The sequence below is a fragment of the Solirhodobacter olei genome, from assembly GCF_004010155.1.
Classification (GTDB): domain Bacteria; phylum Pseudomonadota; class Alphaproteobacteria; order Rhodobacterales; family Rhodobacteraceae; genus Solirhodobacter; species Solirhodobacter olei.
On sequence record NZ_RRYH01000044.1, the window covers coordinates 1 to 18,453 of the forward strand.

Consider the following 18,453-nt stretch of genomic DNA (forward strand, 5'->3'; position numbering starts at 1 on the left):
CGCCGAGAGAGGGCTGGAAACGCACGCCCTGTTCGGCGATCCAGCCGAGCATGTCCTTGGACCGGGCGATCATATGGCGTGCGAGGTCCTCGTCGGTCTTGCCTTGGGTGACACGGCGCAGGTCGTCCCAGAATTCCGCTTCGCTGTAGGGCCCGGTGAGGTGGCCGGTGGCGGTGTCATGGGCGCAGCGCATGTTGCGGGTGTGGCGGGTGTTGCCGCCGCGGTAGAATTTCGGCGCACCTTCGAGGACCAGCACCTCCGCCCCGTGCCGCCGGGCTGCGATCGCCGCGCAGAGTGCCGCATTGCCGCCGCCGATCACCAGCACATCGGGCCGTGACATCGGTGTGTTCATGATCTGCGGTCTTCCCACTACAACTCGCTTTTTGATTTCGATGGGCTTGTATTCAACCGCATGCAAAAATTGCCCGCGCGGACCAGCGTTGCTGTCGGACGAATGTGAACTTGTCTCAACCAGGGAAACCTCACGATCCTCGTTCGCCGGCGAGCGCTCGACGTCGTGCAGGGCCAGCCGCAAGCCGCCGATACATCGTCGCGGCAAGGCGGATGGTCCTGGGATGGGTCTTGAAGTGGGGGAACGGGGAGCGCTGGGTCAACCCGAAACGCAAGACACCCCCCTGCCTGCCCAAATGCGAGTAAACTCATCGCACTCAATCAGACCATGCCACCATTCGGCTGAACGATCTGCCCATGCACCCAGGATGCCTTGTCCGAAGCGATGAAGGCGATAACGTTGGCCACCTCTTCGGCCTCCCCCACACGGTTGAACGGGCTCATGCCCGCTGAGCGCGCCACCGCTGCCTCGTCCTTGCCGGAACGGAACAGGTCGGTGTCCACCGGCCCCGGCGCCACAGCGTTGACCCGGACACCGCGAGGGGCCAATTCCTTCGACATGGAGCGGATCAGGCTTTCGACGGCCGCCTTGGACGCGGTGTAGGGTCCGCCACCGGGCACCGCAATGCGGACCATCGACGTGGTCAGACCGATGATCGTGCCGCCATCCGCGACCTTCTGCGCCGCCTCGTGCAGCACATTGAACGCACCGACGATGTTGACCTCGACCAGGCGGCGGAAGTTGTCGGCGTCGAACTGTCCGACTGGCGCAGGCGGGACATTGATGCCCGCGTTCGCCACCACGCAATCCGGCGCGGCACCGAAATCTGCCTCGACATTGGCGAAAACCTTCGCCACTTGGTCCGGGTCACGAACATCAGCCTTGTAGGCCTTGATATTCTCCCCGCCGGTCGGAAGGTCCTCCGGCGGCGTGCTGACATAGGTATAGGCGACGTCGAAACCGGTTTCCGCCAGCGCCTTGACCGTCGCCGCACCAATGCCGCGGGTGCCGCCGAAAACAATTGCGATCTTTTTACTCATTGTATTTCCTCAAAGTTTTGGCAGGCCATTGGGTCTACCAGGTGGAGACTGACACGACCCGTTCCTCGGTCATTTCATGCACCGCGTAGCGCGGCCCTTCGCGGCCGAAACCGCTGTCCTTTGATCCGCCATAAGGCATCACGTCGACGCGCGAACTCGACGTCTCATTGACATGCACACCGCCGACCTCGAGCTTGCGAGCAGCGGAGAAGGCATCGAGCAGGCGGTTCGTAAAAATGCCGGTCGCAAGCCCGTAAGGCGTGGCGTTGACCCGCTTGATCGCCTCGTCGAGCGTCGAGAATGGTACGATGCATACCACCGGCCCGAAGATCTCCTGGCAACTGACCTTCATGTTGTCGTCGATGCCCGATAGAAGCGTCGGCGGCAGAACAGCACCCTGGCGCGCGCCCCCGGCGAGCCGATTGGCCCCGCGCGCAACGGCCTCCTCGACCCATGCCTCGACCCGGATCGCCGCAGCCTCGCTGATCAGGGGCCCAACCACGGTCTTGTCGTCATAGGGATCGCCATAGGCCAGCGCACCGACCATTTTGGTAAGACGGTCTGTAACCTGTTTTGCGATGCTCTCCTGTACCAGCAGAATCTGCACCGAGGTGCAGACCTGGCCGGCCTTGCGGTAGCCGGCGTTGACCACCTTGGGCAAGGCACGGTCGAGATCGGCATCATCGCAGAGCAGCGTGAAGGCAATCGAACCAAGCTCCATTTGCGTTCGGCGCAAACCCGCGTCGCGCTGGATGATCTCGCCGACTTCGGTCGAACCGGTAAAGGCGAAGAAGCGGACGCGCTGGTCCTCCATGAGATGGCGCACGATACTGCCGCGGCCGAGGAGCAGCGATAGGAACCCTGCCGGCACCCCGGCTTCCACAAATGCGTCGGCGAGCAGCGCCGCCGTGATCGGCGTATTGGTCGAGGGTTTGAGGATCACTGCGTTCCCTGCGGCAAAGGCCGGGGCAATCTTGTGCGCTACCGTGTTGAGCGGCGAGTTGAACGGAGTGATCGCCGCCACCACGCCGAGCGGCACGCGAAGGGTGAAGGCGAAGCGGCCTGATTGCTGCGGCGCGCCCTCCATCGGGATGACCTCGCCCGCGAGGCGGCGGGCCTCCTCTCCAGACAGCCTTAGAGTTTCGAGACAGCGCCGCACCTCTCCCAAAGCGTCGGACCGGGTGAAGCCTGCCTCGGCTTGCATCGCCTTGACGAATTCCTCTTTGCGCGCCTCAACCTGTCGGGCAGCCCGATCAAGTATCGCGCCGCGCTCGTACGCCACCGGCGCGCCCTTTCGGTAAGCGGCATGAGCGAGGTCCACCATTTCCCTTACTTGGGCCTGGCTAGCCCCGCTTACCGTGGCGAAGGCTTTCAGACGGTACTTGTCCAGCACATCTATGCTGCCACCCGTACCGCGCACCCAGCGGCCACCAATCAGCAGGTTGTACTCGCCGTCGCTCTGCATCCGATGATCGGCTTTCAACTCGGTCACGATGTCGTCCTTTCACACATGCTCAGAGCCAAAGGATTTCCTTTCGGTAATCCAGGTCATTCAAAAGATCCTCGGCCGGCCCATTGTGGAAAACCTCCCCGCGCTCGAGCGCGTAGACGCGATCTGCAAGGGCCAGCACAAGATCGAGGTTGTGCTCAACGATCACGATGGGCAGTTCGCGTCGAAGCCGGTCAAAGACACGGAACAGCTCTTCCACCACGGCGGGCGCGAGCCCCTCGAAGGGTTCATCGAGAAGAAGAAGGCGCACGTTACCGGACAGGGCCCGAGCGACAGCCAGCATCTGCTGCTCCCCGCCCGAGAGGTAGTCGGCAGGCGTACGGTAGCGGGTCTTCAGGATCGGAAACATCTCGAGGATCTTCTCCTCGCTCCACACCGTCCCGGTCTTGCCATCGGTCGCCCGCGCGAGCCGGCCCAGAGCGAGGTTTTCCCCGACGCTCATGCCGCTAAAGAGCCCTCTGCCCTGCGGAACGTATCCCATCCCGGCCCGGGCGATGTCGGCGGCAGCAAGCCCAGCGATCTCTGCGCCCTCGAAAAGGATGCTGCCAGATTTCGGTGGCACCAGCCCTGACAGAGACTTCAGGAACGTCGACTTTCCCGCACCGTTGCGGCCGAGAAGCGCCACTATCTCGCCCTCGCGCACCTCGAGCGCTGCATCGTTCAGCACGTGGCTCTTGCCGTAATAGGTATTGAGCTGCTCGGCTTTCAGAACGACCTTCTGGCTCGCCTTGTTGCCCTCGGTGCGCCCGGTCACGGCAGGTGTGCCTGTCCCTGTATAGACTTCCTGGACGCGCTTGTCGTTTCGGACGGCGTCGGGCACGCCGTTCATTAAGACCTCGCCCTGGTTCATCACCGTAACTTCGTCGGAGAAGTCGAGCACCCGATCGATGTCGTGCTCTACGATGAGGATCGGGATGTTCTTCGAGATCGTCTTTACGAGGTTCGAGACCCTCTCACGCTCAGCGGCAGCGAGGCCTGCGAGCGGCTCATCCATGAGGAGCACTTGCGGCCGCGAAGCCAGCGCCACGCCGAGGTCGACCAGCCGCTGTCCGCCGTATGAAAGGTCACTGCCATAGGTGTCCTCGATCCCTTCGAGGCCGAGGAACCGGATTAGTTCGGCGGTGTCACGGTTAACCTCTTCGTAGCTGTCGATATCGCGCCAGAAATTATACCTGCCTTTCTGGCGTGCCTGGGCCGAGAGCCGAAGATTTTCCTCGATCGTAAGATTGCCGAAGAGGTTGGTGATCTGGAACGACCGGGCCAGGCCCTTCTGGCATATCGCATCCGGCTTGACGCCCTGGATATCTTCTCCGTTCAACCGGACGGTGCCGCTCGTCGGAGCGAACATGCCGGAGACGAGGTTGAACAGCGTCGTCTTGCCTGCGCCATTCGGCCCGATCAAGGCATGAACCTCGCCCTGCTTCACGCTGAGGCTGACATCCTTTACGGCCTGAATGCCGCCGAAGCGTTTGGAAACCTGGACAACTTCAAGCACGTCGCCCTTGCTGGCCTCGGGTGCGAGGAAGGCAGGCAACGGCAGGCCCTCGTAGATCCGCCGCTTGCTCATCGCGGCGGCCCCCACGGCTGGCGGATTGATGCGCCGCCTGATCATGCCCCAGATGCTGACGAGTCCGCCCGGCGCAAAGATCACGAAGAGAACGAAGGTTATGCCGAAATAGAGCAGCCAGTTATCCGTCCAGATCGAGAGGAGCTCACGGTAGACGATGTAGTAGATCACCCCCAACGCCGGCCCGAGGATGTTGTGCATGCCTCCAATCACCACCATGGCGAGAAATTCGCCGGACAGTTCGACTGAGGTGCCGTCGGCCGAGACGATATAGTGCTGAAAGCCCGACAGCGCGCCGGCGAGTGCCGTGACGATCGCCGAAAGGACGAAGACCGCCAGTTTGTAGTGATGCACCGAATAGCCCTGGAAGGTGGCGCGCCTCTGGTTCTCCCGGATCGCTAACAAGACGTGGCCGAAAGGCGAGCGGGAGAGCCGCAGAAGGACGTAGAGAACCGCCAGCCCGATTGCCGAGACGAAGCAGTAATAAGTGAGCTCGTTGTCCAGGCTGAATGGGCCGAGATAGCCCCGCTTTAGTCCGCCGAAACCATTCTCGCCACCGGTGAGCGCCGTCCATCGGAAAGCGACCGTGTAGGTCAGCGCCGAAAGGGCCAGGGTCATAAGGGCGAAATAGACACCGCGCCGTCGCAAGATGAGGAGACCGAGCAGAACCGAGACAACGCCGACAAAGGCCATGGCGAAAAGCGTTGGCAGGTAGATCTCGCCCGGGAACCAATATTTCTGCGAAATTGCCGCAGCATAGGCTCCGACCCCAAACCAGACGCTCTGGCCGAAGGAGACGATGCCCGTATAGCCGACCAGAAGATTCAGACCGAACGCGGCAATGCTGAGGAACACGAGGACAGTCGCCGTGTTCAACGTCAGGCCAACCAGTTGCAACGCGAAGGGCAGCACAACGATGCCGAGGGCCGCAATCAGCAACGGCCGGTAGATCTCAAGGAACCGCTTCATGCTTCGAACTTCTCTATCGTCTCGCCCAGCAGCCCACGCGGACGCAGGATCAGGACGACGAACATGAGGACATACATCGAGGCCTCAGCCCCGGCCGGCATGAAGTAGACGGTCACCCCCCGCACCACCCCAACGAGGAAGGCCGCGAGAACGACGCCCCAGAAACTGCCGAGCCCGCCTATGATGACGACGACGAAGGCCACGGTTACGACGCTCGAGCCCATTGAAGGTTCAACTGTCGTGATCGGCGCAAAGAGCGCTCCCGCCAGTGCCGCAAGGCCGACGCCAAGCATGACGACGCTCCGCATGTAGGGTTGCAGGCGAATTCCGAGCGCGGCAACCATGTCCGGCCGCTGGATTCCGGCGCGCACAACCCGGCCGAACATCGTCTTCTGCAGCAAGAACCAAAGCCCCGCCAGTATCACCAGAACGATTGTGAGCAACAGCAGCCGGTACCGCGAGAACATGAAGTTGCCCACGAAGACCGCGCCATGTAACGACCGTGGCATGCCGTAGGGTACCGGCGCGGCCCCCCAGACCATTCGGATCATCTGCTCAACGACCATCGCCAGCCCGAAGGTTACGAGCAACCCGAGGATCGGATCACGGTTGTAGAAAAGCCTTAGGATAAAGCGCTCGAACAGAATGCCGAGGAGTGCGACGGCTATCGGCGAGATGATGACACCCGGGCCAAAGCCCAGGTATTTCGTCACCTCCACCGCGATGTAGGCGCCGATCGCGAAGAAGGCGCCATGCGCAAGGTTCACGACACCGCCCACACTGAAGATCAGTGAAAGACCCAGAGCCACCAGCAGGTAGTAACCGCCTTGTACGAGGCCATTTACCACCTGTTGCAGCAGAAAGACGAAATCCATGTTCGGTTCAGCCTAAGAATGCCGACACTCTGCAGCGCCGGTGATCGCCACGGTCGACGGGTACGGGAATCCGGAAAGACAACCCGCACCCGGCATTCAGGGTTCAGAGCTTACAGCCGCCTTCGGCCACGGTCGGGTAAATCGAGTCCAGGGGCTGGTTTGGCCCTGGCACCGCATTGCCCAGAACGATCATGTCATAGACATTCTTGGCATTGGGGTTGACCGTGAAGGGATAGGCTTCCTGGATCAGCTGGTGATCGCCCTTGCGGAAATACGCCTTCCTCTCCTTGAGGATGTCGAATTTCGCCTCTGTTTCCAGATACTTGATCATATCCGCCGTCGCGAGGGACTTGGTCTTGGCAATGACCTCCGCTGCAATCTTCATCGAGATAAAGGACACCCAAGACTGGTTCTCGGGCATCGTGTTGAACTTCTTCTGAAAAGCCGCCACGTAAGCCTTCGAGCCGGGGGTGTCGAGCGTGTCGTACCAAGAGGTGGGCCAAGTCCCGGTCAGGTTACCCAGGCCCGCCGCCCAGGCGGAGGCCGTGTTCAGATTGAAGCCGACCGTCGGGAAGGTCAGACCGAATTCTGCATACTGCTTGACGAAGTTGGTCGTCTGGTTGCCCGCGAGGTTCAAGCAGACGACATCGGGCTTGACCTGGCGCACCTTCTGAAGAAACGGGCTGAAGTCCGTGACGTCCGTCGCCACCAGCGCATCGGTCACGAGCGTCGCATCATTGTCGGCGAAGAACTTCTTGGCCGCAGCCAGAAGGTCATGGCCGAAGACATAGTCCGCGGTCAGCGTCATGAAGCGCTTGCCTTTGACCATACCGCGCCGCAGGAGCGCGCTCCCCACGGCATTGACCATTACGGTGTTGGGGATGTCGGTGCAGAACATGTACTCGGAGCAGTTCTTGCCGCGCAGCACGTCCGACCGCGCACCGACGCAATAATAGAGCTTCTTGTTCCGCGCCGCGACTTGCGAAATTGCCAGCGCCGACGCCGACGAGATCTCGCCGATCAGGAAGTCGACCTTGTTTTCCGATATCATCCGCTGCGCCTTTGTGGCGGCGGTGTCGGGGTTGATCGAGTCTTCCGAATGAAGCTCGAACTTCATCCCGTTCACGCCACCGGCAGCGTTGAGTTGTTCTACGGCCAGTTCCATCCCCTTGGTCGCATAGACACCGAGCGCACCGAGGAAGCCGGTCTTCGGCGTCAGATGGCCAATCTTTATCGTGTCGCTCGCAGCCCGCACGATCGACGGCAGCCCGAAAGCCGAAACGGCGGCTGCGCCCGCGCTCAGTTTGAGTGCGGCACGGCGGGACACGAGGCTCGGACCGGCGTCTGGATCAAGCTTTTGTTCTGACATTCCTCTTCCTCCCTCATCGCGTTTAGCGATAACAAAATCATCTGGCTGACCGCATGCACCCCCTCGGCAAACGGAATTCGGCCTGATAGGGCAGGATACTAAAATGTTCCGGCGCAAAGCGAAAATACAGATTGTTGACACTTGGTATAAGTTTTACCTATACCTCGCGCTGGGAGGAAGGTGTCATGGAAATCCGTCCACTTCGCTATTTCGTGACGATCGTCGAAAGCGGCAGCCTGTCCAAAGCGGCGCGCCAACTCAACGTGGCTCAGCCTGCGCTGAGCCAGCAATTGAGTAAACTCGAGGACGAGGTCGGCCGCCCACTTCTGCACCGTTCGTCGAAAGGCGTGACCCCAACCGACAACGGCCTCGCACTTTATCATCACGCCCTCTTCATGATCCGCCAGCTCGACCAGGCCCTGTCGATCGCGCGCAGCGAGACAGGAGGCGTGCAGGGGATGGTTACGCTCGGCCTGCCGGCAACCACCGTCGCGGCAATCGGGCTACCGCTGGTGCGTCGGATCCGCGAAAACTATCCCTATATTCTCCTGAATGTCGTTGAGGGAATGAGCGGGCATATCGGCCAGCTCATGCGCGCCGACCAGCTCGATCTCGCCGTCCTGTTCTCCAAGGATGCCGCATCCGATTTCACGGTCGAGCCCTTGCAGGTAGAGGAACTGTTCCTGATGCTGCCGGAAGAAAGCCGGCTGGTGCCGCCGGCGCGCAAGACGATCACCGTAGCCGAGGCGGCCCAGATTCCCCTGATCCTGCCGACCGGCTCGCATGGGCTGCGCCAGCGGATCGAGGCAGAGTTCGAGAACCGCGGCCTGAGCATCAATGTCGTTGCCGAAATCGATTCTCTCGCCCTGTTGATGAACTGCGTCTATGACGGCATGGGCGCGACCATCAAGCCGATGGGCGCCATCATGCAGGAGGGCGCACGCGGAAGGAATTGGCGCTATTTGCGCTTTTCCGATCTTCGTTTCCGCCGCCGGAACTTCCTTTATTCGCTTCCGACAGGGCGCCTGACAAGCGCGGCCGCCGCCGTGGCGAAAGAGTTGAAGGAAACGGTAAGCAGTCTGATCGAGGATCCCGGCTGGTCGGGGTTCGAGAAGGTGCCTCAGGAGCGGATCCTTCCCGGCGTTAAGGGCAGCGGCGCCGGCCGACACGCCGCGGAATAGCCTTCGTCAGCCCACGACACCCGCGAAGCCGAGCAGGGCGGAAAGCTCTGCGGCGGCTGCCTCGAGAACGACGGCCTTTCCGGGCAGGGCGTCCTCGCCCATTCGCCAGACCGGGCCCGAAATTCCCATTGCCGCGATGCTGCGCCCGGCGAAATCGCGAACCGGAACGGCAATGCAGCGAACGTCGCCGTCGAACTCGCACCGATCATGTGCCATGCCGGAGGCCCGGATGTCCTCGATTTCGTTCAGGAGGGTCTCCGCTTCGGTGATGGTGTTTCGCGTGTAGCGCTCCAGCGCAAGTGTATGGACGAGCGCGCGGCAGGGCTCCACTGGCATCGACGCCAACAGCATCTTGCCGATCGCCGTCGCATGGGCAGGCCGCACCGCCCCCGGCCGATCCGCCAGTTGCAGCAAACCGGGCGCTGCAGTCCGCGCGACCATCAAGATATCGGTCTGGGAGCGAATTGCCAGGTGGGCCGCTTCGCCGGTCTCCGCACTCAGCCGTTCCAGCACCGGTGCGCCCAACACGAGCAAGGTGTTATCGTCGAGCGCCCCTGCCGCGAGGCCGAAGATTCGTGCACCGACCCGGTAGCGTTTGCTCTCATTGCTCTGGACCACGTAGCCGATGTGGACCAGCGTCTTGAGGAGGTGAAAAGCGGTAGAAGAGTGCAACCCCACCTTCTGACTAATCTCGGACAGCCCGATGCCATCGGGCGACCGGGCGATGACATCGAGGATGGCCGCCGCCCGTTCCAGCGACTGGATTCCGCCCCTCGCCGCTTTCGCCGAGATCGCAGCGCCCGGAGGCGCAGCGGCAGCCGAATTTTCGGCTGCCGGCCCGCCCATGCCTCTGGCTTTCCGCTGCACCGCCACCGGGGGTTACTCGTCGGTAACCGGCGTCGTGACCACTATGAAGGTCAGGTCCCCCAGCCCATTGTTGGTAATCGAATGCCAGACGCCTGGCGGAATGAAGATCACGTCGTGCTTGCGCACGATCCGCTTTTCCTCCCCGATTTCCATCATCCCTTCACCATCGAGGACATGGTAGACCTGTTCCTGCACCTTATGGACATGTCGTCCAACATAGGCCATCGGCTGATAAGTCGAAATACGATAATCGATCAGCTTTGACCCGGTCGTTTCGGGATGGACGAGCGCCTTCGACAGCGCGCTGCCAAAATGGCCGGGAAACTGCTGCCACGGCTCCTCGGCGATCTGGCGAATGCTTGCCTTGTAGGTGTCGCTCATATGGGATTCCTCCTTGAATCGGGTCTGTTTCTCACGGCCGCCACGGTCCGCCGAAGACCGGCTCTTTCGGCGGGATCGGCGGAAGCTCCCACGCTCCGGTGGCAGGCGGACGGATTTCGGCATCAACATGGACATCGATCAGCGCAGGCCGCCCGGAGGCGACCGCCTGCTCGAGCGTCCCAGCGAAGTCCTGTGAGCGAGTGACGGTGTAGCCATCAACCCCCGCCGCCCGCGCCCAGGCCGCAAAATCGGGGTTGTAGGGCTCGCCATTGGCGCCATGGCGGAAAGCGGTGCCGTATTCCCGACCGTCGAAATAGGCATATTGGAGATCGCGGATCGCACCCCAGGCGAAATTGTTCCAAACCACCCAGATGACCGGGATATTGTACTCCACTGCGGTGCACAGAACGTGCGGAACCATTGTAAAGCCGCCGTCACCGCAGATTGAAACGCAAACCTTGTCGGGCGCGGCCAGCTTTGCGCCCAGGATCGAGCTCGGCCCGAAGCCCATGCCTGAATAGCCCCAGGTATTGAGCATCGCCTGAGGCCGCCTGGCCTCCCAGAACTGCATGAACCAGTTATGATGAATGCCAGAATCGAGCGAAATGATCGCATCCTCGGGCAATACCTTGCGGCAGTCCGCGACGATCCGCTCTGGCCTGATCGGGCTTGCATGGATTTCGAAGCCCGGGGCGATGAACGCCTCCCATTCCTTGCGCCAGCCGGCGATGTCCGCAAGCCAACCGACAAGCCGTGCGTCGCCACCCACTCCGCGGCGGTCCAGTTCGGAGAGGATCTGCCTCAGGAAAGCCCGGGCGTCGGCAAGGATGGCAAGATCCGGCGGATAATTTCTGCCAAGTTCGGCATGGTCGACATCGACGTGAACGAGTTTCGTCGCGGGAAAGTTCCAGGAATAGCCTGGCTTCCACGACGACGCAGAGCGGTCGTCGAACCGCGCGCCGATGGCGAGCACCAGATCGGCATGCCGTCCCGCCTGGTTCGCGGCATAGGCACCGTTCCGTCCGATAAAGCCCAGCGAGAGAGGATCGCGCATGTCGATCGTGCCCATGCCGTTAGGCGAACTGATCACCGGGATCGAGAGCCGCTTTGCGAGCTTGGTCAGCTCTTCCCCGGCCTCGGACAAGGTGACGCCGTGGCCGACGAAGATCACCGGGCGCTCGGCGGAAACGAGCCAGTCGGCAACCTTTGCGACATCCTCCTCGCTCGCGCCGCTGCGCCGATTGCCCAACCCGGAGCTGGGCGCCTCGTTGCTGATCTCGCCCTCTTCCTGGAAGAGGTTGTATGGCACATCAAGGTTCACTGGCCCCGGCCGACCCGTCGTCATCGTCGTCGCGGCCTGGCGCATCGCAAGTGGAAGCATCTCCACCCTCGTCGGCTGAAAGCTGCGCTTTACCACGGGTTTGATGACGTTATCGAAGTCCGCCTGGTGGTGCATGTTCAGTTCCTGGAACGGCCCACGGTTGAACTGCGAGGTCGGGACATTGGCGGTGATAGAGAACACCGCCGAGGAATCAGTCTGCGCCACGGCCAGGGCCATGATCTGGTTGGCGGAGCCCGGCCCCGTCGAGGTCAGCGTGGCGACCGGCTGGTGGCTCACTCGAAAAAATCCGTCGGCCATGTGCACCGCCGTCTGCTCGTGGCGCGGAGAGACCAGCTTGATTTCGTCGCGCCTCTCGTAGAGCGGGTCCAGCAGCCCGACATTGCCGTGTCCGCAGATGCCAAAGACATAGGGCATCTTCTCGCCTATGAGGAATTCGGCGATCAACTCGCCGCCTTTGCGCTTAGCCATGGGCCTTCACCTCGCTTCGATCTGATTTGGTTTCGGATAGATCTGCCGCAGGCACGCCTGCGGCATCCCGCCCGGCGAGCCAGCCGAATGTCATCGCCTGGCCCAGTTGGGCTCCGGCGCCTGGGTATTCCCCGCCGAAGGCGGATTGCATGTCGTTGCCGCAAACGTAGAGCCCCGGAATTGGTGCGCCGTCGGTGCCGAGCACTCGAGCCCCGGCATCCGCCACCAGCCCGCGGCTCGTTCCAAGCGGCGTCGGCCAAACCGCAACGGCATAGAACGGACCAGCCGCGATCGAGCCAATGCAGGGGTTCGGCGCAACGGCCGGGTCGCCGTTGCTTCGGTCGTAGATTGTCTCACCCTTGCCGAAATCCGCATCCACACCGGTTTGCGCGAAGGTGTTGTAGCGCTCCACGGTCCCGACCAGGGCCTCTCCAGGAACAGCGATCAACTTGGCCAGCTCACAGATGGAAGCTGCTTCGCGCAGGTACCCGCTCTGCACGAATTTCTTTAGCGATGGGGTGCGTGGCCGGACCATTCCAAGCCCGTACTTGTTGATGAAAGAACGGTCGCAGACCAGCCATGCCGGGACGGCGCGGTTGCCGGACGCGTACATGGCGCGAACAAATTCATGGTAAGATACGGCCTCGTTAACGAAACGCCGACCCGTCGCATCGACCGCGATCAGCCCGGGTTTTGAACGGTCAAGCACGATATGGGGATACACCGCAGTCGAGCCATTGGCACGGGTTGAGATCGAGCTGGGAAACCAAAGACCGTTGTCGCGCCCCGAGGGTCCGAGCCTTGCCCCGGCCACCAGCGCCAATGCCAGTGTGCTGCCGTCGCAGCCAGGGGCGGCCGGCGTATGGTCCGGTGTTGGCTGCGGCAACTCGCGAGAGCGCATCTCGGCATTCGCAGGGAAGCCCCCCCCGGCCAGCACGAAGCCCCTGCGGGCCTCGTAGCGCGTCTCGCGGCCGCCCTCAGTACAGACAAGCTCCACAATCCTGCCGGCGTCGGCAACGAAACGCTGCGGCTCCACGCCGGTCCGGACGTCAACGCCGTGATCTTGCGCCGCCTTGAGCAGGCGTGCGACCAGAGCGTTGCCGAGAACCAGCCGCGTACCCCGCTCATATCCGAGCCGGTCCAAGACGTATCGGGCAACGAGCTGCGCCCCCAGCCATGCGGCGCGCGGCGAGCGGTCGAACCGCAGCAACACCTGCGCTTCGGGCCGCGTAATCATCATGCGGCCGAACAACATGAGCTCGGGCAGCGGCCAGTCGAGTCTCGCGAACTCCCTGCCAAGGAGACGCCCGTCGAACGCCAGAGGCGCGATGGCCCGGCCGCCCAGTGCCGCGCCGGAGCAATCCTGCCGGTAATCGGGCGACTCCATCAGCGGCGAAAAGCAAATGCCGCCCCGGCGCTCCAGATCCTCCGCCATGCGAGGCGCGGCATCGAGGAACGCGCGCCACATCCTCTCGTCGCCATGCCCGCCGACCAATGCCGAAAGATAGGCTTCGGCCTTCTTCCGATCGTCCTCGACGCCACGCGCACGGAGATGATGGTTGTCCGGGATCCAGACCGTTCCCGACGAGCGTGCGCTTGTGCCACCGACACGCGCCGCATGCTCCAGCACGACGACACGCAGCCCTTCGAGCGCGGCGGTAAGCGCGGCTGTAAGACCGCCTGCTCCACTGCCGAGAACGACAAGATCAAAGTCGTTCCGACCGCTGTCCACCGCCTCTAACTGCACCTTGTGACGTCTCCCCCGCGGCTAAATTCGCGCCTGCATTTTTGCGACAATGTAAAAGTTGATTTCGCACTGTCAATAATGCAATGACTGCACTGACCGCTGCGGCATCAGATTCCGGCCGCTTCATGCGGGGCAGGGTGTCACCGACGAAAAGGAGGATGTGAAGCTGAAGACGGGGCCGACTGGTCAACCAATCATTTGAAAATAAATGGATTTTGAGCGACATGGCTCTGACTGAGAACATCTGCTTCCGGTGATAAACCGACGGGAGGGGCTGAAGATTGCCGCGTGCGGAAGAGGACGCTTCGAAATGAACGATGCAGTGACAGAAGAATGGGGCCAGCGACTACGTCGCTGCATTGGGGACGCGGAACTGCGGCGTCTGTCCCCGGGGCTCGAGATCACCTGCGCTTTCGTCATTGGAGACACCGCGCTTACTTTCGCGATATCGGAGGGAAGCCTGAATCTCTCCCCGACCCGCTGTTACGCCCCGTCCCCGCAGCTAACGGTTCGAGCCACACCCGCTGCCTGGGAGCGCTGCCTCGAAAACCCACCACCACCGGCGCATCACGCTTTCACCGCCTGGGAATTGGCAAACCCCGAATTTGAACTGGAGGGAGACGCAGCCCTGCGCGCTCAGGCTCGCGCCGCGCTGGAGCGAATCGTGGAGATCGCCCTGCGGCCGTCGGACGCGCGCCCTTCTGCACCCTTCTTGCCTCAGGAGCCGGGACAGATCACCGGCAAAGTCAAACGGATCGTCGGGCCCGATGGCGACATGGAGATCTATTTCGAGTCGGCCGGGGAAGGCACTCCGCTCGTGATGCTGCACACGGCCGGCGCCGATTCGCGGCAGTTTCGCGCACAGTTGGCTGACCCGGAGCTTGCATCTCGATTTCGGATGATCGCGCCCGATCTGCCCTTCCACGGCAGGTCCATGCCGCCGTACGGCTGGGACGGCGGCCCCTATAAATTGGATGGAAGAACATGCCTTGCATGGTGCAAGGCGTTGCTGAGCGGCCTGGCCGGTGCCCCCGCGGTGGTGATGGGCGGCTCCATGGGGGCGGCGATCACGCTTCGCCTCGCGGTCGATGCGCCCGAGATGTTGCTCGGGGCTATTGCCCTGGAACCCCCGTATCGGGCAAGTGGCCGGATCTCGCCATGGCAGATGCATGTCGCAGTGCATGGCGGGCTGCACAACGGCGCCTTCGTGCGCGGACTGATGAGTCCGACAGCACCGGAAGCACGCCGCCGTGCCGCGGCCTGGATCTATTCGCAGGGTGCGCCGGGAATCTATCCGGGAGACCTCGCGTTCTACAGTGAGGAATTCGACGGGGATGCCACGGCGCGGCAAATTGATGCGCGGTCGTTGCCCGTTGCCCTGCTCTCCGGCGCCTACGATTACTCCGCAACCCCGTCAGATGGCGCAAGGCTTGCCGAGCTCATGCCTGGCGCATTCCATCTGAGGATGGAGAACCTCGGACATTTCCCAATGTGCGAGGATCCGGCCACGTTCAGGCCCTACCTGATGCGCGCACTTTCTTTCGTGATCCCTAAGTAGGACATCGGTGGGCCGCTTGATCGGCCTGGCTGCATAGGAAATACCCAGGTTGGAAGCGCGGGGGAGTTGTCGGCAACGATCCCAAGCGCCGGAATTGCCGTCCATCAGTCTTGACCCGAAAAGGACCGCCAGAAGATAACCGACAGCGGAAGGCCCCCGGCGATGGCACCGGGCGGTTTTTCCGGGGAACCCATAGGTTGGAAAGCATGAGCGTTTTCGACGAGCCAAAGATCGATTGCCACGCTCACATCCTCGATCCCGGCCGGTTTCCCTATGACCCGGCAATTGCCTACCACCCCTCCGGCCAGGAGATTGGCACAGTCGGCCAGATGCGCCACATGATGGACTGCTACGGCATCAGGCATACCCTTCTGGTACAGCCAAACTCCGGCTATGGCAGCGACAATTCCTATTTGCTGAGCGAGGTCTCCGCCGACCGGTCGAGGTTCCGCGGGGCGGCCATCGTATCACTCGATGCCGGTCACGACATGCTCGCATCGCTGAGGGCGCAGGGCGTGATCGGCGTCGCCTTCAACCCGTCCCTGCTCGGCACGGATTTCTACGCCAATGCCGGGCCGCTGCTCGAACGGCTTGCGGAATTGGACATGGTTCTGAACCTGCAGGTCGAGGGCGACCAGATCGGCATGTTCGCACCCTGGATCAGATCGATCCCGGTCCGGGTGCTGATCGACCATTGTGGTCGGCCCTCCCTCGACGCTGGCCTCGCTCAGCCCGGCTTCACCACGCTTCTCGATCTCGCCCAGACCGAACGCGTCTGGGTAAAGGTCTCTGGCTACTCGAAATTTTCCCGCCAGCGCTTTCCATTCGAGGATTGCTGGCCCTATGTAGAGGCGCTGAAACAGACCTTCACGCCCGGCCGCCTCGTCTGGTCATCGGACTGGCCCTACCTGCGCGCGCCCGACCGGCAGGACGTCGGCCCTTTGCTGAGACTGGCAGAGAGCTTCTTCCCGGAAACCGAGGCGCGTGGCCGCGTGTTCTGGCATACGCCACGGTCCCTCCTCGGGTTCTAACGGCAGGCATGCCGGCGTCGGGTCGTCTGCCGTTGCGTGCGCCCGGGTCCCCCGGTCAGGTCCGCGACAGGACGTAGATCAGCCGGGTCATCGCGTCATCCAGAAAGCCGGACGGCGTCGGGATGTAGAAGAGCGTCGCGAAGAGTACCGCGAGGCAGACGGCGAACACTGCGGAGCCGGCGATCACCAGCCCGATCCGGCGGAGGCGCAGCAGCAGGAGTGATGCCGAAAGCGTCACGGTCGTCGCCACGATGAAGCCCGCCCCGACCAGAAGCGAGGGATAAGCCAGCCAGAGCGCCATGAAGGCCAGAAGCCGGGCCAGCGAGCGCCCCGGCAGTCGCAGAAGCCGGGCAATCTCCGGGTGGAGCAACACCGCAGGCTCGGCGGACAGCAGTTCACGCAGCGCCGCGCCGAGCGTGCCGAGGATAACGGCGACGATCAGGACCGTCGGATAAAGCCGTGTCACGCCGGTCAGTTGCAGGGACTGAACGCCCAGAATGGCCGCGAAAATCGCGAAGAGCAGGAAGGAGATCAGTCGAAAGGCACGCATGGGTCTCTCCGGCTCGCGGTTGTCATTCGGCCACCTGTTTCGTTGCAATCGTACGTCTCCGGGCGGTCCTGATGGCCCGGACCAGCACCATCACAACCGACACCAGCAGGAAGCCGTCGGCGATCGGACGCTCCAGCACCGCCGCTGCCGACCTGTAGGTCGTCGTCAGCACGACGATCTGCTGCTCGAACAGCGGCCCCAGAATCACCGCCATCACCACCGGCAGGATCGACAGCCGCAACGCCTGGAACCAGAGCGCGAAGGCCGTCGCGCCAAACATCACGCCAACATCGAACAGGCTGTTGTTGATGGCGTAAGAGCCGAGGATCGAGAATATCGCGACAAAGGTCGCGAGCACGCTCTTGGGGATCTTCAGCACCACCGCGCAGTAGCGCGCGCCAAACAGACCAAACAGCAGCATGAAGATGTTAACCGCCAGAAAGCCCCAGAAGAACGTGTAGATCAGCACCGGTTGGTTGGCAAAAAGCATCGGCCCGGGCTGTAGCCCGTGCAAGGTCAGCGATCCGATGAAAACCGCCGCAGCACCGCTGCCCGGGATGCCGAGCGAGATCAGCGGGATCAGCGAGCCGCCGACGTTGGCGCTGATCGACGCTTCGGACGCGATCAGGCCGGAGACGGATCCCTTGCCGAATTTCTCTCCCCTGCGGTTGAACCTCCGCTCGATCGCATGGGCAATGAACGGTGTTTCCACCGGCCCGAGCGCCGGCAGGATCCCAAGGAAAACGCCCACGATGGAAGATCGAAGATAGGTCATCGCCCGGCCGGACACGGTCTCGAGCAGTTCGCGGTGCGGGCTTCCCCCGCTGAATTGGACGAGATCCTCCTTCTCCTCGGCAAGGCTGTCGCGCGCCAGCATCACCGCCTGGGTCATGCAGAAGAAGCCGATCAGAACGGCGACGAGGTTGAAGCCGGACATCAGGTTGATGATGCCGAAGGTGAAGCGCGCCGTGCCGCTGACCGGGTCAAGCCCGATGGTCACGATCAGAAGCCCGATGCAGCTGCTGAGCAGGTTCCCGAGCAGCGGCGTCTCCAGCATCACCACGACGACGGTGAAGCTGAAGATCAGCAGGGCGCAATATTCGGGGGAGCCGAAGCGCAGCGCCAGCGACGAGAGAGCCGGGGTGAGAAACAGCACCGCGATGGCAGAGATGATCCCACCGATGCCGGAACTCAGCGCCGCAAGGCCCAGTGCGAAGGGCGCCCGGCCCTCCTTGGCCAGTGCATGACCCTCCCAGCCGGTCACGATCGAGGCCGGCGTGCCCGGCACATTGATCAGAATGGCCGAGATGCTGCCGCCGAAGATGCCGCCCGCATAGATGCCACCCAGCATGATCATCCCGTGTTCCGGGCTCATCAGGAACGTGACCGGCACGAAAAGCGCAATGCCCAGGGTCGCCGTCAGCCCGGGGATGGCGCCGAAAACGATGCCGACGAGAACCCCGATGATCTCGACAAACAGGCTTGCGGGAGAGACGGCATTCAGCAGCCCGTGAAGCATTTGTATTCGATCCTCTCCCCGATATCTCGCCGGCCTGGGGCAGACCGGCCAGCGGCGCCCGGCGGGGGTGCCCCGCGCGGGTCGTAACTCTGACGCGTCACGCCGGCGCCCGGTTCAGGCGCCGGCG

General features: G+C 62.6%; 15 protein-coding genes. 3 read left to right on the forward strand and 12 right to left on the reverse strand.

From position 1 onward, the window contains the following. The 6 genes from EIP85_RS20860 to EIP85_RS20885 form a co-directional block, all read right to left on the reverse strand. Positions 1–340, reverse strand: a 340-nt coding sequence (locus EIP85_RS20860) for an FAD-binding protein (RefSeq protein WP_127904151.1), incomplete at its 3' end; no start/stop codon positions are given. Positions 341–672: 332 nt separating this feature from the next. Continuing rightward, positions 673–1,392: an SDR family NAD(P)-dependent oxidoreductase gene (locus EIP85_RS20865; protein ID WP_127904152.1), complete on the reverse strand. Its 720-nt coding sequence runs from the start codon at positions 1,390–1,392 to the stop codon at positions 673–675. A 34-nt stretch (positions 1,393–1,426) separates the two neighbouring features. Further along, positions 1,427–2,884 carry an aldehyde dehydrogenase family protein gene (locus EIP85_RS20870; protein ID WP_241560125.1) on the reverse strand — a complete coding sequence of 486 codons (1,458 nt, stop codon included), beginning with the start codon at positions 2,882–2,884 and terminating at the stop codon, positions 1,427–1,429. Between the two features lie 22 nt (positions 2,885–2,906). Then, positions 2,907–5,438 carry a branched-chain amino acid ABC transporter ATP-binding protein/permease gene (locus EIP85_RS20875; RefSeq protein ID WP_127904153.1) on the reverse strand — a complete coding sequence of 844 codons (2,532 nt, stop codon included), beginning with the start codon at positions 5,436–5,438 and terminating at the stop codon, positions 2,907–2,909. Next, on the reverse strand, positions 5,435–6,313 hold the full coding sequence (locus EIP85_RS20880; RefSeq protein WP_127904154.1) for a branched-chain amino acid ABC transporter permease: 879 nt from the start codon (positions 6,311–6,313) through the stop codon (positions 5,435–5,437). Before EIP85_RS20880 ends, EIP85_RS20875 begins: the two co-directional genes overlap by 4 nt. Positions 6,314–6,416: 103 nt before the next feature. Further along, entirely contained in the window at positions 6,417–7,682 is a 1,266-nt protein-coding gene (locus tag EIP85_RS20885; RefSeq protein ID WP_127904155.1) for an ABC transporter substrate-binding protein, read from the reverse strand. Between the two features lie 185 nt (positions 7,683–7,867). Between EIP85_RS20885 and EIP85_RS20890 the strand changes: the two genes are divergently transcribed. After that, positions 7,868–8,863 (forward strand): LysR substrate-binding domain-containing protein, encoded by a 996-nt coding sequence (locus EIP85_RS20890; protein ID WP_127904156.1) that lies wholly within the window; start codon positions 7,868–7,870, stop codon positions 8,861–8,863. 6 nt (positions 8,864–8,869) lie between these two features. Here the strand turns inward: EIP85_RS20890 and EIP85_RS20895 are convergent, their stop codons facing one another. From EIP85_RS20895 to EIP85_RS20910, 4 genes are read right to left on the reverse strand one after another with little or no spacing between them, the layout of a single operon-like run. Further along, entirely contained in the window at positions 8,870–9,709 is an 840-nt protein-coding gene (locus tag EIP85_RS20895; protein ID WP_127904157.1) for an IclR family transcriptional regulator, read from the reverse strand. Positions 9,710–9,742: 33 nt separating this feature from the next. After that, positions 9,743–10,111: a cupin domain-containing protein gene (locus EIP85_RS20900; RefSeq protein WP_127904158.1), complete on the reverse strand. Its 369-nt coding sequence runs from the start codon at positions 10,109–10,111 to the stop codon at positions 9,743–9,745. 31 nt (positions 10,112–10,142) lie between these two features. Then, positions 10,143–11,921, reverse strand: coding sequence for a thiamine pyrophosphate-binding protein (locus EIP85_RS20905; protein ID WP_127904159.1), 1,779 nt, complete (start codon positions 11,919–11,921; stop codon positions 10,143–10,145). Continuing rightward, positions 11,914–13,668: an FAD-dependent oxidoreductase gene (locus tag EIP85_RS20910; RefSeq protein WP_127904160.1), complete on the reverse strand. Its 1,755-nt coding sequence runs from the start codon at positions 13,666–13,668 to the stop codon at positions 11,914–11,916. The genes EIP85_RS20905 and EIP85_RS20910 overlap by 8 nt, the downstream gene beginning before the upstream one ends. Before the next feature lie 310 nt (positions 13,669–13,978). Here EIP85_RS20910 and EIP85_RS20915 point away from each other — a divergent pair, with 310 nt between their 5' ends. Together EIP85_RS20915 and EIP85_RS20920 are read left to right on the forward strand one after the other, a co-directional pair. Next, entirely contained in the window at positions 13,979–15,226 is a 1,248-nt protein-coding gene (locus EIP85_RS20915) for an alpha/beta fold hydrolase (protein WP_127904161.1), read from the forward strand. A gap of 206 nt (positions 15,227–15,432) precedes the next feature. Then, complete coding sequence (locus EIP85_RS20920) at positions 15,433–16,257, forward strand: amidohydrolase family protein (RefSeq protein ID WP_127904162.1); 825 nt, start codon at positions 15,433–15,435, stop codon at positions 16,255–16,257. 55 nt (positions 16,258–16,312) lie between these two features. Here the strand turns inward: EIP85_RS20920 and EIP85_RS20925 are convergent, their stop codons facing one another. After that, positions 16,313–16,807 (reverse strand): hypothetical protein, encoded by a 495-nt coding sequence (locus EIP85_RS20925; protein ID WP_127904163.1) that lies wholly within the window; start codon positions 16,805–16,807, stop codon positions 16,313–16,315. Positions 16,808–16,829: 22 nt separating this feature from the next. After that, positions 16,830–18,326 carry a tripartite tricarboxylate transporter permease gene (locus EIP85_RS20930; RefSeq protein WP_127904164.1) on the reverse strand — a complete coding sequence of 499 codons (1,497 nt, stop codon included), beginning with the start codon at positions 18,324–18,326 and terminating at the stop codon, positions 16,830–16,832. Positions 18,327–18,453 lie beyond the last annotated feature (127 nt).